This window comes from Intrasporangium sp. (assembly GCF_035688975.1).
In the GTDB taxonomy this organism is placed as follows: Bacteria; Actinomycetota; Actinomycetes; order Actinomycetales; family Dermatophilaceae; genus CALMNV01.
Map to the genome: position 1 here is coordinate 1 of NZ_DASSMH010000114.1, position 24,959 is coordinate 24,959.

Consider the following 24,959-nt stretch of genomic DNA (forward strand, 5'->3'; position numbering starts at 1 on the left):
TCAACGCCTCCTCGACGGCATACTCGTCCAGCTCGGACAACAACCCGTCGACATTCTCACGGTCCGTGGTGTTGTCAACCGAGCTGAACGTGCGCTCCGCCTGCGCGTCCGGCACGTGCTTGACACAGACGACGATGTTCATGGGCGAACGTCCTCTTCCGCTTGCTGTAGGCAACGGCCGGAGGGTGGTTCCGGCACCGGCGTCCATCTTCGCACCGCGTCCCGCGATGTCTGCACCCCAGGAGCGTGACGCTCAACACCCGTCCCTCGTATGCCGCCGGTGCGCACCGCCCCCTCCCCAGTCGAGTGGCCACTTCCGCACCACCCCTCCCCAGTCGAGTGGCCACTTCCGCACCACCCAGCGCACCAAAGTGGCCACTCGACCATGAGGTTGGTGCGCCAAAGTGGCCACTCGACCAGAAGGATGTGCCCTGGCCGCCGGCCTGGACATGGCGGCGCGCCCCGTCCCCAGTCGAGTGGCCACTTCCGCACCACCCGGCGCACCAAAGTGGCCACTCGACCAAGAGGTTGGCGCGCACAAGTGGCCACTCGACCAAGAGGGTGGCGCGCACAAGTGGCCACTCGACTTGGGGGGTGGGCCGGGTCAGTCGGTCACCGCGGTCTCGAGGACGTGGAAGGCCGGCTCCTCGTAGGGATGGGCCGCGCGCAAGGCGGCCACGACGGCGGCCCGGTGATCGCGCGGCAGCGTCACCTCGACGCGGTGCTCGGGGAGCCGCTGGAGCAGGCCGACCGTGCCGATGCTCGGGTGGGCGCCGGGCCCCGGGCGGAACTGGCCCGTTCCCTGCACGACCCAGGCGCACTCGGTGTAGTCGCCGACGGCCCCGGCGCCGGCCGCGAAGAGGGCGGCCAGCACCGCGTCGGTGTCGCCGACGGGCACGTAGACCACGAGGACGTCGAGCGGCTCCGCCGGCGCCACCGGTCACCGACCTTCGAACTGGGCGTTGCCCGGGCCGTGCTCGACGAACGAGGTCATGCCGATCTCCCGGTCCCGGGTGGCGAAGAGGCCGGCGAAGAGCATCCGCTCGATCTCCAGGCCGGTCTCGAGGTCGGTCTCGATGCCGCGGTCGACGGCCTCCTTGGCGGCGCGCACGGCATACGACGCGGCGCCGACGTAGCTGCGCGCCCACTCCAGGGCGGTCGCGTGGACCTCGGCCGCCGGGACCACCTTGTCCGCGAGGCCGATCCGCAGCGACTCCTCCGCGTCGAGGAAGCGGCCGCTGAAGATGATCTCCTTGGCCTTCGCGGGCCCGACCAGCCGAGCGAGCCGTTGGGTGCCTCCCGCCCCGGGGATGATGCCGAGGAGGATCTCCGGCTGGCCCAGCTTCGCGTCGTCGGCCACGACGCGGAAGTCGCAGGCGAGGGCGAGCTCGCAACCACCGCCGAGGGCGTAGCCCGTGATCGCGGCGATGACCGGCTTGGGGATGCGGGCGACCGCGGTGATCGACGACTGCAGGGCGGCCGAGCGGTCGACCATGTCGGTGTAGCCCATGCCCGCCATCTCCTTGATGTCCGCGCCCGCGGCGAACACGCGCTCCCCGCCCCACACCACGACCGCCTTGACGTCGGAGCGCTCCGCGGCCTCGAGGGCCGCCGCGCGGATCTCCTCCTGGACCTGCACGTTGAGCGCGTTCATCTTCGGTCGGTCGAGGCGGATGGTGCCGACGCCGTCCTCGACCTGCAGGTGGACGAATTCGGCCGTCACTGAACACCCTCCGGGGCCGGACCGCCGTCCTCCAGGGGCAGCCACGACTGGAAGAAGAACTGGACGCTCTGCAGGATGTGGTTGATCGACAGGGGCACGAGCACGTCGAGGTCGGCGTTCGGGGTGACGACGTGCTCCGCGGAGACGACGAGGCTGTCCTGGACGAGGCACACCTTGACGAGGTTGAGCTGCAGGGTGAGGTCATTGCAGCGGGCGAGCCGCTCGGCCCGGTCGGGTGACACCGGGTCCTGCAGCTGCCACTGCCCGAAGAAGCGCACGAGGGGCAGCTCGCCCTCGGCGACCCGCGCGAAGAGCGTCTGCTCGTTGACCGTGAACTCGAGGTCGCCGTCTGCGTCGACGCGCGCCTGCACCTCGAGGGTGCGCAGCACCTGCAGGATGGCGTCGCGCACGGGCGCCTCGCCGGCGGGCGCCCCGTCGCCGCCCGCGGCGGGCAGGTGCGGCTGGAAGTTGGGCAGCGAAGTGGGATCCGTCATGGGGCCACCGTAACGACCCATACGCTGGGCGTCATGTGCCCCCACCCGGCCGCGACGCCCGACCTTCCGCCAGAGTTCGGGGTGCGCGTCACCGCCGAGGGGGCCGAGTTCTGTGTCTACGCCGGTCATGCGACCGCGGTGGAGGTCTGCCTCTTCGACCGCGATGCGGACGGCACCGAGACCGAGCTGCGGGTGCCGCTTCGCCACCGCGCGCACGGCGCCTTCTTCGACACCGTCCCCGGGGTGCGGGTCGGGCAGCGCTACGGCTTCCGGGCCGACGGGCCGTGGGACCCCGACCGCGCGCAGCGCTACAACAGCGCCAAGCTGCTCCTCGACCCCTACGCCCGCGCGATCGAGGGAGACGTCGTTCCCGACCCCGCCGGCTACGCGCACCGGGTGGGGGCCGACCTCACGGGCGACCTCACCGTGCCGGACACCCGGGACTCGGCGCCCTGCGTGCCGCGGTGCGTCGTCGTGGACGACGCCTTCGACTGGGAGGGGGACGCGCCACCGCGCCGCTCGCTCACCGAGTCGATCATCTACGAGGTGCACGTGAAGAACGCCACGGCGCTGCACCACGGGGTCCCGGAGCCGCTCCGGGGAACGTATGCCGGGCTCGCCTCCCCCGCGTTCGTGGAGCACCTCACCTCGATCGGGGTGACCGCGGTCGAGCTGCTGCCGGTCCACGCCTTCACGTCCGAGGCGGCCCTCGTCCGCTCCGGGCTGCGCAACCACTGGGGCTACAACACGGTCGGCTTCTTCGCCCCGCACGCCGGGTATGCCGCGGCCAGCGAGCCGCAGGACGTGCTCGACGAGTTCAAGCGGATGGTCAAGGACCTGCACGCGGCCGGCATCGAGGTGCTCCTCGACGTCGTCTACAACCACACGGCCGAGCAGTCCCAGGTCGGCCCGACGTTGTCGTGGCGCGGGCTGGACAACCGCGCCTACTACCGGCTCGACGCGCGCGGCCACGACATCGACGTCACCGGCTGCGGCAACACGCTCGATTTGACGCATCCCGTGGTCACGCGCATGGTGCTGGACTCCCTGCGCTACTGGGTGCAGGAGTGCCACGTCGACGGCTTCCGCTTCGACCTCGCCGTCGCCCTCGGTCGCGGACGCGACGACAACTACGACTCGACCCACCCCTTCCTCGTCGCCCTGCGCACCGACCCGGTGCTCTCCCGGGTCAAGCTCATCGCGGAGCCCTGGGACCTCGGCATCCACGGTTGGCGCACGGGCCAGTTCCCGCCGCCGTTCTCGGAGTGGAACGACCGCTACCGCGACACGGTCCGCGGCTTCTGGCTGCGCGACGTGGCGGCCTCCGCGGCCGGCGAGCCGGGCCACGGCGTGCGGGAGCTCGCCACCCGGGTCACCGGCTCGCAGGACCTCTTCGGCTTCCGGGACCGGGGCACCATCGCCTCGATCAACTACGTCGCCGCCCACGACGGCTTCACCCTTGCCGACCTCACGGCATACGACACCAAGCACAACGAGGCCAACAAGCAGGACGGCCGCGACGGCACCGACGACAACCGCTCGTGGAACCACGGCGTCGAAGGGCCGACGACCGACCAGCGCATCGCAGCGGCCCGCCGCCGGTCCATGCGCAACCTGCTCGGCACCCTGCTGCTGTCCACGGGCGTGCCCATGCTGGCCGGCGGCGACGAGTTCGGCCGGACCCAGCACGGCAACAACAACGCCTACTGCCAGGACAACGAGCTCAGCTGGTACGACTGGCGGCTCGCGCACTGGCAGGCCGACCTGCTGACGACCACGAGGCACCTGGCCGAGCTCCGCTCCCGGTTTCCGGTGCTGCGCCAGCGCGAGTTCTTCTCGGGCCGGCCGCGGCACCCGGACGGTTCCCAGGACCTCGCCTGGTTCGCCGGCGACGGCGCCCCGATGGGGTCACGGTGGGGCGGCCCGAGCATCGACGTGCTCCAGGCCCTCTTCGACGGCGAATGGCTCGGCACGGACTCGGTGCTCATCGCGGTCAACGGGTCCGCGTGGCCGGCCGAGGTCACCTTGCCCGCGCCTCCCAGGCGACGGGCCTACGACCTGCTCTGGGACAGCACCTGGGAGCGGCCACACGTCGGCGGCCCCACGGTGGTCGCCGGAGCGCAGTCCACCATGGGGCCGTCGTCGATGCGGGTGTGGTGGGCGCGCGGCCGCTACTGACCGCGCGCCACTCCCGCTCACGCGTTATCTTCCAACGCCTGAGCCGAACCGGCGCTCCGGGCCTCGCTCGTCCCTCCCTCGGGTCCTCACGCCTTGGCTCACGCGTTGCGGACCAGGCCGAGCTCCGCCGGGGTCGCGAGGGCCGGGTTCCTCGGCACGATGCGCACGCTGTAGCCGAACGAGCCGGTCCGAGTGAGGGACTGGGCCCCCGCGAACAGGTGCCGGCCGCCCGCCTCGGCCTCGACGTGGGCGAGGGAGGCCACCTCGGTGTCGCGCAGGTCGTCCTCGCCCCACACCCGACCGTGGACGAGCTGGACGTCGACGTCCTCAGGGGTGAGGCCGGCGAGGTCGACGTGCGCGCGCACGTTGAGCATGTCGCCGATCTGCGGGGAGTCGGACACACCGGAGGACTCGACGTGCTCCACGCGCACGCTCGGCCACGCGGCGCGGACCCGCCCCTTGTATGCCGCGAAGCCCTTGGCCCCCTTGAAGTCGGGCCCGTCCATGGCCCGGCCCGCGGCGGTCGCGGGGCTGTAGAGGCGTTCGGTGTACTCCTCGACCATGCGGCTGGCGAGGACCTTCGGACCCAGCGTCTGGAGCGTGTGCTTCATCATCGAGATCCAGCCCTGCGGCAGGTTGGCCGCGTCCCGCTCGTAGAACGGGGCCGCGACGTCGTTCTCGATGATGTCGTAGAGCGCCTTGGCCTCGATGTCGTCGCGGCGGTCGGGGTCCTCGACGCCGTCCGCGGTCGGGATGGCCCAGCCGTTGCGGCCGTCGAACCACTCGTCCCACCAGCCGTCGAGGATGGAGAGGTTGAGCCCGCCGTTGAGCGCGGCCTTCATGCCCGACGTGCCGCAGGCCTCGAAGGGGCGCAGCGGGTTGTTGAGCCAGACGTCGCAGCCCGGGTAGAGGTGCTGGGCCATGGCGATGTCGTAGTTGGGCAGGAAGACGATGCGGTGGCGGATCTGCGGGTCATCGGCGAACTGCACCATCTGCTGGATCAGCCGCTTGCCCGTCTCGTCGGCCGGGTGCGACTTGCCGGCGATGACGAGCTGGATCGGGCGGTCGGGATGCAGGAGGAGGCGCTTCAGCCGCTCGGGGTCGCGCAGCATGAGGGTGAGCCGCTTGTAGGTCGGGACGCGGCGCGCGAAGCCGATCGTCAGCACGTCGGGGTCGAGGATGTCGTCGACCCAGCCCAGCTCCGCCTCGCTGGCACCGCGCTTGAGCCAGGACGACCGCACCCGCCGGCGCACGTCGTGGACGAGCTGCTCGCGCATGGCCCGCTTGGCCGTCCACACGACGTCGGCCGGCACGCCCTCGATCTGCTCCCACGCGTCGTGGCCGGCGATGTCGGCGGTGCCGAGGTGCTTGCGGCTGACGTCGTAGAGCGTGCGGTCGACCCACGTCGGGGCATGCACGCCGTTGGTGATGCTCGTGATGGGCACCTCGACGTCGTCGAATCCGGGCCACAGCCCGTCGAACATCTCGCGGCTCACGACCCCGTGCAGCTGCGAGACGCCGTTGGCGCGCTGCGCGAGCCGCAGACCCATGACGGCCATGTTGAAGATGCCCGGCTCGCCGCCCTCGTAGTCCTCGGCACCCAGCGCGAGCAGCCGGTCGACGGGCACCCCGGGGATGACGTTGGCGCCGCCGAAGAAGAGGTTGATCCGGTCGGCCGAGAAGCGGTCGATGCCCGCCGGCACCGGCGTGTGCGTGGTGAAGACGGTCGACGCGCGGACCGCCTCGAGGGCCTCGTCGAAGGTGAGCCCGTGGTCGCGGACGAGCTCGGTGATCCGCTCGACGCCGAGGAAGCCGGCGTGGCCCTCGTTGGTGTGGTAGACCTCGGGCTCCGGCGCGCCGGTGAGCCTGGACCACAGGCGCAGGGCGCGGATCCCGCCGATGCCGAGCAGCAGCTCCTGCTCGAGGCGCCGGTCACCGCCGCCCCCGTAGAGCGACTCGGTGACGTGGCGGGCCGCGTCGTCGTTGTCGGCCACGTCGGAGTCGAGGAGCAGGAGCGGCACCCGGCCCACCTGGGCGCGCCACACGTGCGCGCGGAGGGCGCGCTGGTCCGGCAGCGCGATCTCGATGACGGCGGGCGTGCCATCGCTCTCGCGCAGCATGGACAGGGGCAGCTCGTCGGGGTCGAGGACCGGGTAGGTCTCGAGCTGCCAGCCGTCGCGGCTGAGCTGCTGCTTGAAGTAACCGGTCTTGTAGAAGAGGCCCACGCCGACGATCGGCACGCCGAGGTCGGAGGCGCTCTTGAGGTGGTCCCCGGCGAGGATGCCGAGGCCGCCGGAGTACTGCGGGAGCACGGACGTGATGCCGAACTCCGGGCTGAAGTAGGCGATCGCCGCCGGGGCCGCCTTGCCGTTGGGCTCCGCCTCGCGGCTCCACCGCTGGTACCACCGCTCGTCGGTGAGGTAGCGGTGCAGGTCATCGCTCGCCTGGGTCACCCGGGCGACGAACGCCGCGTCGGAGGCGAGGGCCTTCAGCTCGCCGGCGCTGAGGCGCGAGAGCAGCTTGACCGGGTCCTCCTTGCTGGCGGCCCACTTCTTGGGGTCGATGCTCGCGAAGAGGTCACGGGTCGGTGGGTGCCAGGACCAGCGCAGGTTGCTGGCCAGCTCGCCCAGCCCCTCGATGGGGGCGGGCAGGACGGTGCGGACGCTGAAGCGTCGGATTGCCTTCACGAGGAGTAAGCATGAGGCCCGGTGTCGGATTCTTGCAAGCGTTTGCACAACGATTTCATTGCGGCATTCCCATGAGGGCGGCGGCGGCGCAACCTCCTCGGTTTTCGATACGGTCGTCCGGTGACGAGCACCCCCGACGCCCCCCGCGCCCCCCGCTCCACCCGCGCCACCAAGCCGGTCTCCAGCACGGCGACCGAGGACGGAGTCGTCGACGAGGAGTCGTCCGGCGCCTCTCACCTTGCCCCCGAGGGGTCCGTGTCGACGCCGCCCACGGTAGCCGGCATGCCGGGAGGTGCGGTGCCATTCGGCCGCATCCCGGTCATGGGTGTCCGGCCGCTCGTCGACTGCGGCGCCCGGCCGGCCAAGTCGGTCGTGGGCGAGGAGTTCGTCGTCCGGGCCAAGGTGTTCCGGGAGGGCCACGACGCCGTCAACGCGACGACCGTCCTGACCGCGCCCGACGGCACCGAGCACTACTTCGGCATGCACTGCGACAACGTGGGCCTCAGCGAGTGGAGCGCCACCGTCTCGGCCGGCAGTGAGGGCTGGTGGACCTACCGCGTCGAGGGGTGGTCCGATCCCTATGCGACCTGGGTCCACGACGCGGAGATCAAGATCGGCGCCGGCATCGACGAGGAGCTCATGTGCGCCGAGGGCGTCAAGGTCCTCGACCGGTTCGCCAGCTCGGTGCGGGGCCTCGACATCGACGCCTCCGCGATCGAGCACGCGGCCGACGCCCTGCGCGACACGAGCCGTCCGGCAGCGGACCGCCTCGCCCTGGCGACCTCGGCCGACGTCCGCGGTCTCCACTCGCTCGTGCCGCTGCGCGAGTTCGTCTCTCCCACACCGCGATACTCCCTGCTCGTCGAGCGCGAGCGGGCGCTCTACGGGGCGTGGTACGAGATGTTCCCCCGCTCCGAGGGCGCCTGGCGGGACCCCGAGACCGGCGCGTGGACGTCGGGCACGCTGCGCACCGCGGCGCGACGCCTGCCCGGCATCGCGGACATGCTCTTCGACGTCGTGTACCTCACGCCCATCCACCCGATCGGCACGACTGCGCGCAAGGGACGCAACAACACCCTCGTCGCCCAGCCCGGCGACCCGGGATCGCCCTACGCCATCGGCTCCCCTGACGGCGGCCATGACGCGATCCACCCGGACCTCGGCACCTTCGAGGACTTCGACTACTTCGTCGCCACGGCGCGCCACAACGGCCTCGAGGTGGCCCTCGACATCGCCCTGCAGGCGTCACCGGACCACCCCTGGGTCAAGACGCACCCAGAGCTGTTCACGACCCGGGCCGACGGCAGCATCGCGTATGCCGAGAACCCGCCCAAGAAGTACCAGGACATCTACCCGCTCAACTTCGACAACGACCCCGCCGGCGCCTATGCAGAGGTGCGCCGGGTGATCCAGGTGTGGCTCGACCACGGCGTGCGGATCTTTCGCGTCGACAACCCCCACACGAAGCCGGTTGCCTTCTGGCAGTGGCTCATTGCCGACGTGGCCAAGGACTACCCCGAGGTCATCTGGTTGTCCGAGGCCTTCACCAAGCCGGCCATGATGCATGCCCTCGCGATGGCCGGCTTCCAGCAGAGCTACACCTACTACGCATGGCGCAACGCCAAGTGGGAGCTCGAGGAGTACGGCCGGGAGCTCGCCGGTGACGCGGCGGCATACATGCGTCCGTCCTTCTGGCCGACGACGCACGACATCCTCACGCCCTACATGCAGTTCGGCGGCCCGACGGCGTGGAAGCTGCGTGCGGCGCTCGCGGCGACGATGGTCCCGACGTACGGCATCTACGCCGGCTACGAGCTCATGGAGGACGTCGCCCGCCCGGGCGCCGAGGAGCAGGCCGACAACGAGAAGTACGAGTACAAGGACCGACAGTGGTACCTCTACGAGCCGGGCAGGGCAAGGTCAGGGCAGTCTCTCGCCGGATACCTCCGTCGTATCAACGAGATTCGCCGTGAGCACCCTGCGCTGCACTGGCTGCGCAACCTCGTCTTCCACCACGCCGACGACGAGAACATCCTCGTGTTCTCCAAGACGCGCGTCGTCGACGGCGCCCGCGACACCATCCTCGTGGTCGCCAACGTCGACCCGCACTCCACGCGGGAGACGTTCGTGCGCCTGGATCTCGAGGCGATGGGGATGGCGACGTGGTCGGCGTTCACCGCCCACGAGCTCATCACCGACCAGAGCTGGGAATGGCGTGCCGACAACTTTGTCCGGCTGGGTCCCGACGCCGAGCCCATCCACATCATCCACGTGAGGAGCCACTGACCCCGATGCAGGGACTCAACCTCAACCAGCCCGGCCTGAAGCACGACCCGCAGTGGTTCCGCAAGGCCGTCTTCTACGAAGTCCTCGTGCGCGCCTTCTCCGACTCGAAGGGCTCCGGGGCCGGGGACTTCACCGGTCTCATCGGACGGCTGGACTATCTCCAGTGGCTCGGCATCGACTGCCTCTGGCTGCCCCCCTTCTACGCCTCGCCGCTGCGCGACGGCGGATACGACATTGCCGACTACAAGGCCGTGCTGCCCGAGTTCGGCACCCTCCCGGAGTTCATCGAGCTCGTGTCCCAGGCGCACGCCCGCGGCATCCGCATCATCACCGACCTCGTGATGAACCACACGAGTGACCAGCACCCGTGGTTCCAGGCCTCCCGGGCGGAGCCGGACGGTCCCTTCGGCGACTTCTACGTGTGGTCCGACACCGACGAGCGGTATGCCGACGCACGGATCATCTTCGTCGACACCGAGGTGTCGAACTGGACGTTCGACCCCATCCGGCGCCAGTTCTTCTGGCACCGGTTCTTCTCCCACCAGCCGGACCTCAACTTCGAGAACCCGGCCGTCCAGGACGCGATGTTCGACGTCGTGCGGTTCTGGATGGACCTCGGCATCGACGGCTTCCGCCTCGACGCGGTCCCCTACCTCTTCGAGGAGGAGGGCACGAACTGCGAGAACCTGCCGCGGACCCATGAGTTCCTCGCCAAGCTGCGGGCCATGGTCGACCAGGAGTACCCCGGCCGGATCCTCCTCGCCGAGGCCAACCAGCCGCCGGCCGAGGTCGTCGACTACTTCGGCACCCCGGAGGAGCCGGAGTGCCAGATGTGCTTCCACTTCCCCGTCATGCCGCGGCTCTACTACTCGTTGCGTGAGGAGAAGGCGGCGCCCATCATCGACGTCCTCGCCGAGACGCCGCCGATCCCCGAGGGCACGCAGTGGGGGACGTTCCTGCGCAACCACGACGAGCTCACCCTCGAGATGGTGACGCCCGAGGAGCGCGCAGCCATGTACGGCTGGTACGCACCCGACCCGCGCATGAGGGCCAACATCGGCATCCGCCGCCGCCTCGCACCGCTGCTCGACAACTCCCGACCGGAGATCGAGCTCATCCACGCGCTCGTGCTGTCGTTGCCCGGCTCGCCCTGTCTCTACTACGGCGACGAGATCGGCATGGGCGACAACATCTGGCTCACCGATCGCGACGCGGTCCGCACCCCGATGCAGTGGACTCCCGACCGCAACGCCGGCTTCTCGTCGGTCGAGCCCGGCAAGCTCTACCTGCCGGTCATCTCGAGCCTCGTCTACCACTACAACAACGTCAACGTCGAGGCTCAGATGGCCTCGAGCTCCTCGCTGCTGCACTGGGTGCGCGGCATGCTCCAGATCCGCGGCCGGCACCCCGTCTTCGGAGTCGGCAGCTTCGAGATCGTGCCTGCCGACAACGAGGCCGTCCTCGCCTACACGAGATCGGTACCGGCTGAGGGCAACGAGCCCGCCGAGACCGTGCTCTGCGTCAACAACCTGTCCAGCCGCCCCCAAGCGGCGACGCTGCAGCTGCCCGAGCACCTGCGGGGGCGCCAGCTCGTGGACCTCTTCGGCGGCAGCGGCTTCCCGTGGGTCGCCGAGGACGGCCGGGTGACCCTCACCCTCGGCTCACGGGACTTCTTCTGGCTGCGGGTGCGCGGCGGGGAGGGCTCGGACTGATGGCCGTCGTGCACAAGGGCGCGACGCTCGTGCCGAGCAAGATCGAGCTGGTGACCTCCTGGCTGCCCGGACAGCGGTGGTATGCCGGGAAGGGCCACGAGCCGCGGCTGCACCGCGTGGGCGGCTTCCGGTTCGAGGACCCGCGGGGCGAGGTGGGGATCGAGACGCTGCTGCTCGCGGACACCGCCGCCAGCCCTCCCGTCGTCTACCAGGTGCCCCTGACCTATCGCGGTGGGCCGCTCGACGGCGGTGAGGCCGCGCTGCTCGGGACGATGGAGCACAGCGTCCTCGGGAGGAGGTGGGTCTACGACGCGCCGCACGACCCGGCATACGTCGCTGCGCTCGTGGACACCATCCTCACCTCCGGGGTGTCCGACGAGGCCCAGGCGTCGACCGGGTCCAACCAGCGCGCGGTCGGACACTCGACGGGGCGGGTGGCCGGCGCGGTCGAGAGCTCCACCGTGCTCACCGGCGAGCAGTCCAACACGTCCGTCATCTGCCGGATGAGCGCACCCGAGGGCGGCCCGGCCGAGCCGGTCATCGTCAAGGTGTTCCGGACGGTGCAGGACGGCGACAACCCCGACGTCGTGGTCCAGTCGGCCCTCACCGAAGCGGGCTCGACCCGCGTGCCCATGGCGGTGGGGCACCTGAGCGGAGGGTGGGACACCCCTGACGGCAGGGGAACGGCCCAAGGACACCTCGCCTTCGCCCAGGAGTTCATCCCCGGGGTCGAGGACGCCTGGCGCGTGGCGCTCGTCGCGGCGTCGACGGCCACGGACTTCACCCCGCGTGCACGGGACCTCGGCGTCGTCACCGCCGAGATCCACCAGGACCTCGCCCGCACGCTGGGCACGGAGGAGGCCAGCGAGGGCGCCAAGGAGGCTCTCGTGGCCTCCATGCACGAGCGCTGCGCGGCGGCCGTCGCCGCGCTGCCCGAGCTCGCAGCGCGCGAGGCGGACATCCTGTCCACCCTCGACGGGGTGCGCGACGTGCAGTGGCCTCGGCTGCAGCGCATCCACGGCGACTACCACCTCGGCCAGGTGCTCGACGTCACCGAGCGGGGCTGGGTGGCGCTCGACTTCGAGGGCGAGCCGCTGCGGCCGCTCGCGGAGCGGGTGCGCCCCGACCTGCCGGCGCGCGACGTGGCTGGGATGCTGCGCTCCTTCGACTACGCGGCAGGCTCGGTCCGGCTCGCCGACCCGTCTCTCGACGCGAGCGGGTGGGCCGCCGACTGCCGGCAGGCCTTCCTCGACGGCTACGCCTCCGTGGCCGGGCCAGCCGACCCGGCCACCCGCATGCTCACCCGGGCACTCGAGCTCGACAAGGCCCTCTACGAGGTCGTCTACGAGGCCCGCAACCGCCCCACTTGGGTGTCGATCCCGCGCGATGCGGTCCACCGTCTGCTCGACGAGAAAGGTTTGTGATGACCACCACGATCCAGCCCCACCCCTCCACGCTCGACGAGACGGCGCTCACCGCGTTCCTCGAGGGCCGCAACGGCCAGCCGCACGAGCTCCTCGGCCACCACCTCGGCCCGGGCGGCCTCACGATCACGGCATACCGTCCCTTCGCCCGGTCCGTCGTCGCCCGGCTCGACAACGGCGAGCACCTGCCGCTCGAGCACGTGCGCGGCGGGGTGTGGTCCATCACGGCGCCGGCCCTCACGCGGACCCACGACTACCGGCTCCTCGTGACGTGGGACGACGGCATCGAGCACGAGCAGGACGATCCCTACCGCTTCGCGCCGACGCTCGGCGAGCTCGACCGGCACCTCATCAACGAGGGCCGCCACGAGCAGCTGTGGACCGTCCTCGGCTCCCACATCCGCAGCTACACCGGTCCGCTCGGGGAGGTGTCGGGTGCCTCGTTCGCGCTGTGGGCGCCCAACGCGAAGGCGGTCCACGTCGTCGGAGACTTCAACGGCTGGGACCGGCTCTCGCACCCCATGCGCGCTCTCGGGACGACCGGCATCTGGGAGCTGTTCCTGCCGGGCGCCGGGGAGGGCGCGAACTACCAGTTCGCCATCCGCGGCAGTGACGACGTCGTCCGCACGAAGTCCGACCCCATGGCGCGCCGCACCGAGATCCCACCCAAGGTCGCGTCGGTCGTCACCGCCTCCCGCTACACGTGGCACGACGACGAGTGGATGGAGCGGCGGCGGGAGAGGAACCCGCACGTCGGCCCGATGAGCATCTACGAGGTCCACCTCGGGTCCTGGCGGCAGGGCCTCAGCTACGTCGAGCTGGCCGAGCACCTCGTCAACTACGTCGTCGACCTCGGCTTCACCCACGTCGAGCTGCTTCCCGTCATGGAGCACCCGTACGGCCCGAGCTGGGGATACCAGGTCACGGGCTACTTCGCGCCCACGGCCCGTTTCGGCACGCCCGACGAGTTCCGCTACCTCGTCGACCGGCTCCACCAGGCCGGCATCGGCGTCATCCTCGACTGGGTGCCCGGCCACTTCCCCCGCGACGAGTGGGCCCTCGCCCGGTTCGACGGGCAGGCGCTCTACGAGCACCCCGACCCCCGGCGCGGCGACCAGCCCGACTGGGGCACGCACGTCTTCGACTTCGGCCGACCCGAGGTGCGCAACTTCCTCGTCGCCAACGCCATCTACTGGCTCGAGGAGTTCCATGCCGACGGACTGCGCGTCGACGCCGTGGCGTCGATGCTCTACCTCGACTTCTCGCGTCCCGAGGGCCAGTGGCTGCCCAACAAGTACGGCGGCCGGGAGTACCTCGAGGCGGTCCAGCTGCTCCAGGAGACCAACGCCACGGTCTACAAGCGGGTCCCCGGGGTCGTCATGATGGCCGAGGAGTCGACCTCCTGGCCCGGCGTCACGGCGCCCACCAAGGACGGCGGGCTCGGCTTCGGCTTCAAGTGGAACATGGGCTGGATGAACGACTCGCTGCGCTACCTGGCCCTCGACCCCATCTACCGCAGCTACCACCACAACAACCTGACGTTCTCGATGGTCTACGCCTACGACGAGAACTTCGTGCTGCCGATCAGCCACGACGAGGTCGTCCACGGCAAGGGCTCGCTCCTGCGCAAGGCCACCGGGAGCCGGGACGAGCAGCTGGCCACGCTGCGAGCCTTCCTCGCCTTCATGTGGGGCCATCCCGGCAAGCAGCTCGTCTTCATGGGCACCGAGTTCGCCCAGGAGTCCGAGTGGGCCGACGCCCGCAGCCTCGACTGGTGGGTGCTCGACCAGCCCGCGCACTACCGGGTCCACGCGCAGGTCAAGGACATGAACGCGCTCTACCGGTCCAACCGGGCCTTCTGGGAGCTCGACCGGGAACCGGCCGGCTTCCAGTGGATCAACGCCGACGACGCCAACAACAACACGTACTCCTGGCTTCGCTTCGGCACCGGTGACCGCTCCGCCGACGCCCCCGTCGTCGCCTGCGTCATGAACTTCAGCGGGTCGACGCACGAGGGCTACCGGATCGGCGTCCCCCGCCGCGGGCGGTGGACCGTCGTGCTCGACACGGCCGGATACCACCCGGAGGCGCCGAGCAGCGCCGGCGTCGTCCTCGAGGCCGCCGACATCCCGTGGAACGGGCAGCCGTGGTCGGTCAGCGTCACCGTGGCCCGACTCTCGACCGTCTGGCTCGTTCCGGTCCCGGAGCCCGACGAGACGGTCGCGGCCGTGGAGTCCGAGGTGATCGAGGGCCAGCTCGCCGACGAGGAGGCCATGGCGCAGGCGCACGAGGCAGCGCCGATCCCGCCACCGGTGACGGCCATCCCGGAGGCTGCCGGCCCGGAGGCACCCACGACTAAGGCCGCGGCGACGAAGGCGGCGGCCAAGAAGGCAACCACCCGGAAGGCGGCCACGACCGCCAAGAAGGCGACGACGGCCGCCAAGAAGGCCGCGACGACCGCCAAGAAGGCGGCCGCGGCGACCGAGGCCGCCGCGGAGGCGGTGACGGACGCCGTCACCGGTGTGGTCACCGAGGCGGCTGCGACGGTCAAGAAGGCCGCCACGAGAAAGGCGCCGGCGAAGAAGGCCGCCACTGCCAAGGCCACCACCGAGGCCACCACCACCAAGGCTGCCGCCACGAAGAAGGCCGCGACGAAGAAGGCGGCGACGAAGAAGGCCGCCACGACGAGGCCGGCGACCCCGCCCACCACGGAGGGAGAGCAGGCATGAACCACCCACGTGCCGGGCAACCGGCCCAGCCGGAGGACCTGGTCGACGTCGGGGCCCTCGTCGCCGCCTACTACGACCGGCACCCCGACCCCGACAACCTCGACGAGCAGGTGGCCTTCGGCACGTCAGGCCACCGGGGGTCGAGCCTGCGGACGGCCTTCAACGAGGACCACATCCTCGCGACGACGCAGGCAATCTGCGAGTACCGCGCGTCGCAGGGCGTCGACGGGCCGCTCTTCATCGGGCGGGACACGCACGGCCTCTCCGAGCCGGCCTGGCGCACGGCCCTGGAGGTCCTCGTCGCCAACGACGTCACGGTCCTCGTCGACGACCGGGACGGCTTCACCCCCACCCCCGCCGTCTCGCACGCCATCCTGCGGACCAACCGCGGGAAGCCTTCCGGCGCGAGCGGGCTGGCCGACGGCATCGTGGTGACCCCCTCGCACAACCCGCCCGCCGACGGCGGCTTCAAGTACAACCCGCCGCACGGCGGACCGGCAGACACCGACGCCACCTCGGTCATCGCGAAGCGGGCCAACGAGCTCATGCGGGAGGGCCTCGGTGGAGTCCGCCGGCTGGCCTTCGAGCAGGCACGCCAGGCGGTGGCGGCATACGACTTCATCGGCACCTACGTCGACGACCTGCCGGCCGTCGTCGACGTCGCCCGCATCCGCGACGCGGGCGTGCGGATCGGGGCCGACCCGCTCGGCGGCGCCTCAGTCGCCTACTGGGGGGAGATCGCCGAGCGGCACGGGCTGGACCTCACGGTCGTCAACCCCGAGGTCGACCCGACGTGGCGCTTCATGACGCTCGACTGGGACGGCAAGATCCGGATGGACTGCTCCTCCCCGTCGGCCATGGCCTCGCTCATCGGCGCCAAGGACGCCTACGACATCTCCACCGGAAACGACGCGGACGCCGACCGGCACGGGATCGTCACCCCCGACGCGGGCCTGATGAACCCCAACCACTACCTGGCGGTCGCCATCGGCTACCTCTACGGAGGCGGACGCCCCGACTGGCCGGCTTCGACCGCGATCGGCAAGACCCTCGTCTCGTCCTCGATGATCGACCGGGTGGCGCACGACCTCGGACGGACGCTGCTCGAGGTGCCGGTCGGCTTCAAGTGGTTCGTGCCCGGGCTGCTCGACGGGTCGGTCGGCTTCGGCGGTGAGGAGTCCGCGGGCGCCTCCTTCCTGCGCTTCGACGGCACCGTGTGGTCCACCGACAAGGACGGCATCCTCCTCGCGCTGCTCGCCTCGGAGATCCTCGCCGCGACTGGCCGGACGCCGAGCCAGCACTACGCCGATCTCACCGAGCGGCACGGCAGCCCGGCATACGCCCGCATCGACGCGCCCGCGGACCGCACGGAGAAGGCCAAGCTGGCGGCCCTATCCCCCGAGGACGTCGCGGCGCAAACCCTTGCGGGGGAAGCCATCACGGCCAAGTTGACGCGCGCGCCCGGCAACGACGCCGCCATCGGCGGCCTCAAGGTGACGACCGCGAGTGCGTGGTTCGCCGCGCGCCCCTCGGGCACGGAGGACGTCTACAAGATCTATGCCGAGTCGTTCCAAGGCCCCGAGCACCTGGCGCGCGTGCAGGCCGAGGCCCGGGACGTCGTCGGCGCGGCGCTGGGGGGATGAGCAGCGGCGGGCCGGGACGCCTCTTCGTCGTCACGGGCTTCGGCTCCGACCTGGCGGCCGTGGCCATCGGTCTGGCCGGCCGCTCCGAGCGGGCGGTGGCGGTCGAGGCGGAGGCGTTCGACCGCATGGTGGTCGCGGGCCGGGCCCCGGCCGACCCGCGCCCGGAGGGTCGGCGGCTCACCCCGACGCAGCTGCGCCTGCTCCTGCTGCGGTGGTCGGCGGCCATCGCCACGGCCGAGACCTACCAGCTGGAGGGGTTCGACGCCGTCATCAGCGACGCCGGGCTCGGCCCGCACCTGGACGACTTCCTCGACCTCGTGGCGCCGGCGCCGGTGCACCTCGTCGTCCTGCAGGACGCCCGCGGGCCCGGCCCGGACACGCCGCGCTACGGCCTCTGGCTCGACGTCACGGGACAGTCCGTCGAGGAGGTCCTGGACGAGGTGCTCGGCCGGCTCGACGACGCCCTCGTCGTCACGGCTGAGGGGAGCCAGTAGGCACAGCCCTTCCCCCTCGGCCAGCGGCTTCGGCTCCTAGAAGAGGGCGCTCATGAGGGACTTGCGAGCCCGCACGACGCGCTCGTCGGTCGGGCCCACGACGTCGAAGAGCTCCACGAGGTGCTCGCGGACCGCGTTGCGGTCGGCGTCGGCGGTGACCCGCACCGTGTCGATGAGCCGGCGGAAGGCGTCCTCGATGTGCCCCCCTAGCAGGTCGAGATCCGCGACGAGGATCTGCGCGTCGACGTCGTCGGGTGCCGCCGCCGCAGCCGCCCGCGCGGCCTGCGGGTCCACGCCCTTGGTGCGCTGCAGCAAGCCGACCTGTGCCAGCCCGAGCCGCGCCTCGGCGTCGGCGGGGTTGTGCGCCAGCGCCTCCCGGTATGCCGCGGCCGCGGTCTCGAGGTCGTCGGCCTCGATCGCCTCGAACGCCTTCTGGTGCAGCGGCGGCAGAGGCGGCTCGGCCGCGTCGTCCCCGTCGGCGTCGGCGGCGGTGTCAGCGCCGGCGCCCGGGACCCGCCCCGTCACGCCGTGCTGGGCCGCGAGCGCAAGCACCTGGTCGACGATCGCGGTGACCTGTGCCTCGGGCTGGACGCCCTCGAAGAGCGGCACCGGCTGGCCCTGCACGAGGGCGAAGCAGACCGGCACGGCCTGCACCTGGAAGGCCTGCAGCACGGCGGGGTTGCGGTCCACGTCGATCGTCACGAGCTGGAAGCGACCGGCATACCGCTCGGCGACCGCCGTGAACGTGCGCACCAGGTCGGCCGACTGGGCCAGTCGCGACGACCACAGGACGAGGACCACGGGATAGCGCGTGCTCGCCCCCACGACGTCGCGAAGGCTGGCGTCGGTGCCCTCGGCAACCACCCCCGACGCGCCGGGGCCACCGGCGTCCGCCGCGGCCGCGCCGGGCGCCCCCCCGGCCGTGGGGCCGGCCGCCGGCCCCGCGGTCGGTGCCGGGCGCTTGAGTGAGGACAGGTCGACGGCGCCACGCAGGGCAGCGGCGGTGAAGGGCTGCTGAGTCATGGTCCAATCCTGCCTCAGCGGTCAGGTCCGCTGCGCCGCCCCCTCATCGGCAGGTCATCCTGACCACCCGGTCCCGTCGCATGACGTCGCATCCGCCTCGCGCCACCCGGTCAGGTGCACCTGGCCCAGCCCGTCGGCGTCGTGCGGCGTGAGCGTAGCGATGCCCCAGAGCGACTCAGCCACGAGACTGTCCCTCGATGGCCTGCTCCAGTCGCTCGAGCTTGCCCTCGAGCTCGCCGGTGAAGCCCGGACGGATGTCCGCCTTGAGCACGAGGCTGACCCGCGGCGCCGTGGCCCCGACGACGTCGCAGCACTCCTTGATGACCGCCATGCACTCGTCCCAGCCGCCCTCGATGGTCGTGAACATCGGGTCGGTGCGATGCGGCAGGCCGGAGGAGCGCACGACGCGGACGGCACGCGCAACGGCTGCCGACACGGACCCCGTCTCGTCGGAGGAGCCGGACGGGGAGATGGAGAAGGCGATCAGCATGCCCCAACCGTATGCCGCTCGGCGGCCTGGGTGGAGGGCGCGGCCGGCAGCACCCGACGCAGCCCGAGGGCCTCCTCGACGACCCGGAACCCGAGCCGCTCGTTGATGCCCACCATCCATGGGTTGTCGCTGGCGTTCATCGTCTGCACCCGGCGCCGCTGCGGCCACGCCTCGGCCAGGGCCCGCAGGTTGGCCACCTTGACGGCCGTGCCGAGCCGGTGTCCGCGGTGCGCGCGGAGGACGAGCGTGCCCCACTGGAGGACGGCGTCCGGGTCTCCCGCGGGGATCGCGAGGTCGGAGTAGGCGACCACCTCCCCCGTCGCCCGCTGCACGGCCACCGCGGTCAGCCGGTCCCGGCCCAAGCGGGTCTCGTGCGCGAGGAAGTCCGCATAGCCCTCTGGGTCGAGGGTCTCCTCCTCGAAGGCGACCTCACCGGTCGGCGCGTCGACGCCGAGGCGATTCATGGCCGCGCACAGCGAGGGCCGCAGCGGCTCCGGGACCCCGTTGCGGTGGACCGTCACCTCGTAGTCCCCCTCCCAGGCCGGCCGCGCCGCGGCGTCGAGGCCTTCCAGACGGGCGCCGTCGACCGGGAGCCGGAGCTCGCGGACGATCTCCACCGAGTACACCGCGTACCCGCTCGCCCGGGCGAACCGCCGAACCGGGTGCTCCTCGGCGGCACCGCTCGGCACGAAGGCGTCCGCCAGGACCGTGGAGCGGCCCGCGGCCCTGGCCCGCGACTCGAGGTCCGCCAGGAGGGCCGAGCCGATCCCCCGGCGCCGGTGGTCCGGGTCGACGTGGACCTCGAGCCAGCTGAGCGTGAGGTTGTCGCGCTCCGGGAACCAGATCCGGCCACCGCCGACGACCCGGCCGTCGACGAGGGCGACCACGGCCTCGTCCCGCTCCCCCGGGTGCGCGTAACGGGCCATCTCGGCGAACTCCGCCAGGGACACGCGGACCCCGGACATCCGGGACACGCGTTCGCTGCGCTGCGTGGACCGCCACAGCTGCTCCAGGACCGCGTCATCGCTGCGGTCGAGCGGGAGGATCTCCATGACCTCGACGGTAGGCGCGTCGTTGGCGGCCGGACAAAGGGTTTTCACCGTCTCAGCATCGGCATTGGCATCGGCATCGGCATCGGCATCAGCATCGGCATCGGCATCGGCATCGGCATCGGCGAGTGTCGGCACCGCCGGCCCCACCTTGAGGAGCGTCAGGCAGTGAGCTCGTCGACGAGGGCGTCGGCGGCGGCATACGGGTCGAGCTCGCCGTCGACGACGCGGGCTGCGAGGGCACCGAGGCGCACGTCCCCAGCGACGTCGCCGAAGCGCGAGCGCAGCGAGGCCAGCGCGATCGACTCCACCTCGTCGGCCGCGCGGCGCTCCCGGCGCCGCCGGAGGTCGCCGCTCGCCTCGAGGTGGGCGTGGTGCTTGTCGAGCGCCGCCATGACCTCGTCCGTCCCGGTGCGGGTCGAGGCGACCGTCTTGACCACCGGTGGGCGCCACAGGCCCGGCTCGGTGCGGTCGCCGAGCGAGATCATGTGCCGCAGGTCGCGCACGGTGGCGTCCGCACCCTCGCGGTCGGCCTTGTTGACGACGAAGACGTCGCCGATCTCGAGGATGCCGGCCTTGGCCGCCTGGATGCCGTCGCCCATCCCGGGGGCGAGCAGCACGACCGAGGTGTCGGCGAGCCCGGCCACCTCCACCTCGCTCTGGCCGACGCCGACCGTCTCGACGAGCACGACGTCGCAGCCGGCCGCGTCGAGGACCCGGATGGCCTGCGGCGTCGACCACGACAGGCCGCCGAGGTGCCCGCGCGAGGCCATCGAGCGGATGTAGACCTCCGGGTCGAGGGCGTGGTCCTGCATGCGGACGCGGTCGCCGAGCAGCGCCCCGCCGGAGAACGGTGACGACGGGTCGACGGCGAGGACGCCGACACGGGCGCCCCGCGCGCGGAAGGCGCTGACGAGGGCGGTGGTGGTCGTCGACTTCCCCACGCCCGGGGAGCCGGTCAGGCCGACGACCCGCGCCCGCCCCGTGTGCTGGGCAAGGGCGGCCATGACCTCGCGCAGCGCCGGATGCGCGTCCTCGACGAGGGAGATGAGCCGCGCGACCGCACGAGGCGATCCCGCCCGGGCCGACTCGACGAGGGCAGGGACGTCGACCGCGCGTCGCGCCAAAGGTCAGCCGTCGGTCCGGGGCACACGCACGATGAGCGCGTCGCCCTGGCCGCCGCCCCCGCAGAGCGCCGCCGCGCCGACGCCCCCGCCGCGCCGCCGCAGCTCCAGGGCAAGGTGCAGGGCGATCCGGGCCCCCGACATGCCGATGGGGTGCCCGAGGGCGATGGCGCCGCCGTTGACGTTGACCCGGTCGAGGTCGATGCCCAGCTCCTTGGCGGAGGCGAGGCCGACGGCCGCGAAGGCCTCGTTGATCTCGACGAGGTCGAGGTCGGCGGGCGTGATGCCCTCCTTGTCGCACGCCTTCGCGATGGCGCGGGACGGCTGCTGCTGGAGGGTGGAGTCCGGCCCGGCCACCATGCCGTGGGCGCCGATCTCGGCAAGCCAGCTCAGGCCCAGCTGCTGCGCCTTCGTCCTGCTCATGACGACGACGGCGGCGGCCCCGTCGGAGATCTGGCTCGCGGACCCGGCGGTGATCGTGCCGTCCTTGGCGAAGGCCGGTCGCAGGGCCGCGAGGGACTCGGCCGTCGTGTCGGCGCGGATGCCCTCGTCGGACCGGAACTCGAGCGGCTCGCCCCGGCGCTGCGGGATCGAGACCGACACGACCTCGTCGTCGAAGAGCCCGTCCTTCCAGGCCCGCGCGGCGAGCTGGTGGCTGCGCGCGGCGAACTCGTCCTGCTCCTGGCGGGTGAAGGCGAGCCCACCGCGGTTGGCGGCCTCGGTGAGGGCGCCCATCGCCTGGTCGGTGAAGGCGTCCCAGAGGCCGTCGAAGGCCATGTGGTCGCGCAGGGTGACGTCGCCGTACTTGTACCCCTCGCGGGACTTGGCCAGCAGGTGCGGCGCGTTGGTCATCGACTCCTGGCCCCCCGCCACGACGATCTCCACCTCCCCGGCGCGGATGAGCTGGTCGGCCATCGCGATGGCATTGATCCCCGAGAGGCAGACCTTGTTGATGGTGAGGGCGGGCGTGCTCATGGGTATGCCGGCGGCGGCGGCGGCCTGGCGCGCCGGGATCTGCCCGGCCCCCGCCTGCAGGACCTGGCCCATGATGACGTACTCCACCTGCTCGGGGGCGACGCCGGCCTTGGCCAGGGCGCCACTGATGGCGACGCCGCCGAGGTCGGCCCCCGAGAAGTCCTTGAGGGAGCCGAGAAGGCGGCCCATCGGGGTGCGGGCGCCCGCGACGATCACGGACACGGGACGGTCAGCAGTGCTCATGAGAAGGCCTCTCCAGCGTCGTCGGGGATCGAGTCTCACTCTATCCGCGGCTGCGGGCGGTCCCAGGTCGAGCATGACCAACGGCACACGGCATACGGCTGTGCGCGCCCGACCGCCCGACCCTAGGGTCGAGGGATGACCGCAGAGCTGTTCACCGCCATCGACCACGTCGGCATCGCCGTGCCGGACCTCGACGCCGCCGTCGCGTTCTACGAGCGGACGTACGGCATGACCAAGCTCCACGAGGAGACCAACGAGGAGCAGGGGGTCCGCGAGGCGATGATGGGCGTCGGCGACTCCGGCTCGTGCATCCAGCTGCTCGCCCCGCTCTCCCCGGAGTCGACCATCGCCCGGTTCCTCGACCGCAGCGGACCCGGCATCCAGCAGCTGGCCTACCGGGTCGAGGACATCGACGCCGTCTCGCAGACCCTGCGCGACCGGGGACTGCGGCTGCTCTACGACGCGCCGAGGCGTGGCACCTCGGGCAGCCGGGTCAACTTCATCCACCCCAAGGACGCCGGCGGGGTCCTCGTCGAGCTCGTCGAGCCGTCAGCCGAGGCCCACTGAGCGGTATGCCGGGTCCTCGACGGTGCGACGCCGCTCGTCGAGCGCAGCCTCGGTGAGCACGACGAGGGCCGACGTCCATGCCAGCGGCGCCGGCCCGGCCGGCGAGCCGTCGGGGAGCACCTTCTCCGGGAGGCTTCCCCAGCTCGTGCGGTGACGGCGCAGCCACTCGAGCCACTGCCGGGAGTCGTCGACCCGGCCCGACGCCGCCGCCGTGTAGGCGATCAGGGCGGTCTCCGGGGTCCACGAGACCCCGTCCTGCTTCCACTCGGCGCCCGGAGCGAGGCCCCCCGCCGAGCGCAGGGCGAGCACCGGGTAGCGCTGCCACGCCGACACGGCGGCCGGGTCGTCGAGGTCGGCGAAGGGCGGCATGAGCATGGCGACGGCCGCGTCGAGGCCGCCGCCCCCGCGGTGCCGCTCGTAGGCCGGGCCGAAGCCGTCGCGGATCAACCTGCGCAGCGTGACCGCCGCGGTCGCCGACTCGTGCGCCCGCCTCCCGTCGCCCTCCGCGGCATACGTCCGTGCCGACGCCTCGAGCCCTGCCGCGAGCGGCGCCGCCGTGCCGAGGGTCAGCCGCCGCTCGGGCACCTCCCAGTAGTCCGGGGAGGCGGGCGGCAGGGCCCGGCCGGAGCGGGTCTGGGCGAGGACGAAGCGGGTGGCCCGGTCCCGAAGCACCCGCAGCCGGCCCGGCAGCGGTCCGCCCCCGGTGGCGGTCCGGACTCGGTCCATCCCCCAGAGCAGCCAGCCGGCGCCGTCGCTCTGGGCGGGGCGTGCGTCGGGCACGCCCGTGCCGTCGAGGAGATAACGCGCCTCGAAGCCGCCGTCGGGGCGCTGCACACGGGCAAAGAACTCCAGGACCCGCCAAGCGTCGTCCTCGTGCCCGCTCACGGCGAACGCGGCGGCGACGAAGGCCGAGTCGCGAGGCCAGTCGAAGGCCCACGGCCCAGCCGGCCCGGCCGCCACGGCGCCATTGTCCCGGGTCAACGCGCGCAGGTCCACCAACGCCTGCCTCGCCAGCGGCCGAGTGCCCGGCCCCGGGACGGCGCCCGCGAGCAGCCACAGGCGGTCCTCGACCGGCCCGAGGAGACCTGCACCCAGGGAGCGGTCCGCGGACGGGGCGGCGTGGCGCCAGGCGTCGCCGTTGCGCAGGCCGGGCAGCGGGTCCTGGACGGGCGGGGGCGCGAGCGCACCGACCACGGCCAGCACGACGGCTGCTGCCAGAGCCGCCAGGAGGCGACGCATCCCCTTCCCCTCTCGACGTTCGCCAGTGTGGCAGGCGCCGTCCCGGCAGGGCGGTCGCCGGAGGTGACCGGAACGTAGCATCCCGCCATGGACCTCTCCCGCCGCGATGCTCTCAAGGTCGGCGGCGGGGTCGTGGCCGGCGCGGTGGGCGCGCTTGGTGCGGTCGCCGGCAAGGGCCGGCTCGACGAGGGCACGCCGCTGCCCTTCTACGGCAGCGCCGTCTCGGGCATCCGCCCGGACCGCTCCGCTCCGGGGGCCGCCAGCGCCTCGGTCGTGTGGGCAGGCCCCGCGACGAGCCGGCGCGTGGCGCTCACCTTCGACGACGGCCCGCACCCGGAGTGGACGCCCCGCGTCCTCGAGGCGCTGGACCGGGCCGGTGTGCCGGGGACCTTCTTCTGCACCGGGCGCAACGTGCGCGACCACGGCTCCATCCACCGCGACAGCGTCGGGCGCCACGAGCTCGCCAACCACACCTTCGAGCACCCGGACCTCGGCCGGTTCCCCCTCGACCGCTGCCGGGACGAGATCGGCCGGACGAGCGCCGCGCTGGCGGACGCCTACGGCGTCACGCCGACGCTCTTCCGGCCGCCCTACGGCCACCTGGGCGGCGCCACCCTGCTCGCCGCAGCGGAGGCGGGGCTCACGGTGGTGCTGTGGTCGGCCCAGCCGCGCGAGGAGCTCTTCCGGGAGCAGCCGGACGGCATCGTCACCGACGTCGCCGCGGCGGTGCGGCCGGGCAGCATCGTGCTGGGTCACGACACCGGCTCGGCCGACCGCCTCCCGACCATCGAGCGGCTTCCCCGCCTCATCGCCACCTTGCGCGACGACGGATACACCCTCGTCACGGTCTCGGAGCTGCTGCACCCGCGTGACTGACGT

20 protein-coding genes and 1 pseudogene are annotated in these 24,959 nt (G+C 72.1%); 9 read left to right on the forward strand and 12 right to left on the reverse strand.

The features are described 5' to 3' along the window. The 4 genes and pseudogenes from VFJ94_RS11780 to VFJ94_RS11795 all read right to left on the reverse strand — a co-directional run. A pseudogene (locus VFJ94_RS11780) lies at nucleotides 1–142 on the reverse strand (electron transfer flavoprotein subunit beta); the annotation flags it as partial. Nucleotides 143–604: 462 nt separating this feature from the next. Further along, on the reverse strand, nucleotides 605–937 hold the full coding sequence (locus tag VFJ94_RS11785) for a hypothetical protein (RefSeq protein WP_325004404.1): 333 nt from the start codon (nucleotides 935–937) through the stop codon (nucleotides 605–607). Between the two features lie 3 nt (nucleotides 938–940). Next, nucleotides 941–1,723, reverse strand: coding sequence for an enoyl-CoA hydratase/isomerase family protein (locus VFJ94_RS11790; RefSeq protein ID WP_325004405.1), 783 nt, complete (start codon nucleotides 1,721–1,723; stop codon nucleotides 941–943). Further along, nucleotides 1,720–2,217, reverse strand: coding sequence for a T3SS (YopN, CesT) and YbjN peptide-binding chaperone 1 (locus tag VFJ94_RS11795; RefSeq protein WP_325004406.1), 498 nt, complete (start codon nucleotides 2,215–2,217; stop codon nucleotides 1,720–1,722). The genes VFJ94_RS11790 and VFJ94_RS11795 overlap by 4 nt, the downstream gene beginning before the upstream one ends. Nucleotides 2,218–2,250: 33 nt before the next feature. Here VFJ94_RS11795 and glgX point away from each other — a divergent pair, with 33 nt between their 5' ends. Next, complete coding sequence (glgX, locus tag VFJ94_RS11800; protein WP_325004407.1) at nucleotides 2,251–4,395, forward strand: glycogen debranching protein GlgX; 2,145 nt, start codon at nucleotides 2,251–2,253, stop codon at nucleotides 4,393–4,395. 98 nt (nucleotides 4,396–4,493) lie between these two features. On the opposite strand, the gene glgP is transcribed toward glgX, so the two are convergent. Continuing rightward, nucleotides 4,494–7,082: an alpha-glucan family phosphorylase gene (glgP, locus tag VFJ94_RS11805; protein ID WP_325004408.1), complete on the reverse strand. Its 2,589-nt coding sequence runs from the start codon at nucleotides 7,080–7,082 to the stop codon at nucleotides 4,494–4,496. A gap of 282 nt (nucleotides 7,083–7,364) precedes the next feature. On the opposite strand from glgP, the gene VFJ94_RS11810 reads away from it, so the two are divergent. Genes VFJ94_RS11810 through VFJ94_RS11835 form a run of 6 tightly spaced genes read left to right on the forward strand, consistent with a single transcriptional unit; the run spans nucleotide 7,365 to nucleotide 17,370 of the window. After that, nucleotides 7,365–9,368, forward strand: coding sequence for an alpha-1,4-glucan--maltose-1-phosphate maltosyltransferase (locus VFJ94_RS11810; protein ID WP_325004433.1), 2,004 nt, complete (start codon nucleotides 7,365–7,367; stop codon nucleotides 9,366–9,368). Between the two features lie 5 nt (nucleotides 9,369–9,373). Then, nucleotides 9,374–11,080 carry a maltose alpha-D-glucosyltransferase gene (gene treS / locus VFJ94_RS11815; protein WP_325004409.1) on the forward strand — a complete coding sequence of 569 codons (1,707 nt, stop codon included), beginning with the start codon at nucleotides 9,374–9,376 and terminating at the stop codon, nucleotides 11,078–11,080. After that, the gene (locus tag VFJ94_RS11820; RefSeq protein ID WP_325004410.1) at nucleotides 11,080–12,504 is read left to right on the forward strand and encodes a maltokinase N-terminal cap-like domain-containing protein; all 1,425 of its coding nucleotides are present in this window, start codon (nucleotides 11,080–11,082) and stop codon (nucleotides 12,502–12,504) included. The genes treS and VFJ94_RS11820 overlap by 1 nt, the downstream gene beginning before the upstream one ends. Further along, a complete protein-coding gene (glgB, locus tag VFJ94_RS11825) occupies nucleotides 12,504–15,233 on the forward strand; it encodes a 1,4-alpha-glucan branching protein GlgB (RefSeq protein WP_325004411.1) in 2,730 nt (909 codons plus the stop codon). The genes VFJ94_RS11820 and glgB overlap by 1 nt, the downstream gene beginning before the upstream one ends. Then, on the forward strand, nucleotides 15,230–16,876 hold the full coding sequence (gene pgm / locus VFJ94_RS11830) for a phosphoglucomutase (alpha-D-glucose-1,6-bisphosphate-dependent) (RefSeq protein ID WP_325004412.1): 1,647 nt from the start codon (nucleotides 15,230–15,232) through the stop codon (nucleotides 16,874–16,876). The genes glgB and pgm overlap by 4 nt, the downstream gene beginning before the upstream one ends. After that, nucleotides 16,873–17,370: a hypothetical protein gene (locus VFJ94_RS11835; RefSeq protein WP_325004413.1), complete on the forward strand. Its 498-nt coding sequence runs from the start codon at nucleotides 16,873–16,875 to the stop codon at nucleotides 17,368–17,370. Before pgm ends, VFJ94_RS11835 begins: the two co-directional genes overlap by 4 nt. A 36-nt stretch (nucleotides 17,371–17,406) precedes the next feature. Here the strand turns inward: VFJ94_RS11835 and VFJ94_RS11840 are convergent, their stop codons facing one another. The 6 genes from VFJ94_RS11840 to VFJ94_RS11865 all read right to left on the reverse strand — a co-directional run bounded on the left by VFJ94_RS11840 (nucleotide 17,407) and on the right by VFJ94_RS11865 (nucleotide 22,274). Further along, nucleotides 17,407–18,393, reverse strand: a complete 987-nt coding sequence (locus VFJ94_RS11840; RefSeq protein WP_325004414.1) for a tetratricopeptide repeat protein — start codon at nucleotides 18,391–18,393, stop codon at nucleotides 17,407–17,409. A 54-nt stretch (nucleotides 18,394–18,447) separates the two neighbouring features. After that, complete coding sequence (locus VFJ94_RS11845) at nucleotides 18,448–18,576, reverse strand: hypothetical protein (RefSeq protein WP_325004415.1); 129 nt, start codon at nucleotides 18,574–18,576, stop codon at nucleotides 18,448–18,450. Further along, a complete protein-coding gene (locus tag VFJ94_RS11850; RefSeq protein WP_325004416.1) occupies nucleotides 18,569–18,883 on the reverse strand; it encodes a thiamine-binding protein in 315 nt (104 codons plus the stop codon). The genes VFJ94_RS11845 and VFJ94_RS11850 overlap by 8 nt, the downstream gene beginning before the upstream one ends. Continuing rightward, entirely contained in the window at nucleotides 18,877–19,935 is a 1,059-nt protein-coding gene (locus VFJ94_RS11855; protein WP_325004417.1) for a GNAT family N-acetyltransferase, read from the reverse strand. The genes VFJ94_RS11850 and VFJ94_RS11855 overlap by 7 nt, the downstream gene beginning before the upstream one ends. Nucleotides 19,936–20,093: 158 nt before the next feature. Then, the gene (meaB, locus tag VFJ94_RS11860; RefSeq protein ID WP_325004418.1) at nucleotides 20,094–21,059 is read right to left on the reverse strand and encodes a methylmalonyl Co-A mutase-associated GTPase MeaB; all 966 of its coding nucleotides are present in this window, start codon (nucleotides 21,057–21,059) and stop codon (nucleotides 20,094–20,096) included. Nucleotides 21,060–21,062: 3 nt separating this feature from the next. Next, nucleotides 21,063–22,274: an acetyl-CoA C-acetyltransferase gene (locus VFJ94_RS11865; RefSeq protein WP_325004419.1), complete on the reverse strand. Its 1,212-nt coding sequence runs from the start codon at nucleotides 22,272–22,274 to the stop codon at nucleotides 21,063–21,065. Nucleotides 22,275–22,409: 135 nt separating this feature from the next. Between VFJ94_RS11865 and mce the strand changes: the two genes are divergently transcribed. Next, nucleotides 22,410–22,841, forward strand: coding sequence for a methylmalonyl-CoA epimerase (gene mce / locus VFJ94_RS11870; RefSeq protein WP_325004420.1), 432 nt, complete (start codon nucleotides 22,410–22,412; stop codon nucleotides 22,839–22,841). Here mce and VFJ94_RS11875 read toward each other — a convergent pair. Then, nucleotides 22,824–24,080: a glycoside hydrolase family 15 gene (locus VFJ94_RS11875; protein WP_325004421.1), complete on the reverse strand. Its 1,257-nt coding sequence runs from the start codon at nucleotides 24,078–24,080 to the stop codon at nucleotides 22,824–22,826. The two genes, mce and VFJ94_RS11875, sit on opposite strands and share 18 nt — an antisense overlap. Before the next feature lie 87 nt (nucleotides 24,081–24,167). Between VFJ94_RS11875 and VFJ94_RS11880 the strand changes: the two genes are divergently transcribed. After that, complete coding sequence (locus tag VFJ94_RS11880; protein ID WP_325004422.1) at nucleotides 24,168–24,956, forward strand: polysaccharide deacetylase family protein; 789 nt, start codon at nucleotides 24,168–24,170, stop codon at nucleotides 24,954–24,956. The last annotated feature ends 3 nt before the right edge of the window (nucleotides 24,957–24,959 follow it).